This window comes from Psychrobacter sp. CAL346-MNA-CIBAN-0220 (genome assembly GCF_040309805.1).
Lineage (GTDB): Bacteria > Pseudomonadota > Gammaproteobacteria > Pseudomonadales > Moraxellaceae > Psychrobacter.
In genome coordinates, this window is the sequence record NZ_JBEOPF010000224.1 from 1 (window position 1) to 276 (window position 276).

Annotated in this window: 1 protein-coding gene; it reads left to right on the forward strand. The window is 41.7% G+C overall.

Annotated elements, in window-relative coordinates:
* Positions 1-276: hypothetical protein (locus AAEY88_RS13415; RefSeq protein ID WP_350563183.1), on the forward strand; the 276-nt coding region annotated here is incomplete at both ends.

Genomic DNA, 276 nt, shown 5'->3' on the forward strand with positions numbered 1-276 from the left:
GTTTAAGTCAGCGTTATCAGGTGTGTTGTTGTGTTGGTTTGCCACAGGTACGCTCGCAACAAGTATTTAGAGTGGAAGTGCTCGATTTTGATTCCACGGATTGGTTAATCTTATTAATAGACAGAGCAGGGCAAAGTCATAACATTTGTATTAATAAGCCCGATGACGCAAGTGATACTGTGCGTTATCAGTTTGCCACGTGGTTAAATACGGTATTTAGCCAACAAACCTTAATAGAAGGCTTGTACCGTATGCAGGCAATGGCTAATACTGCAC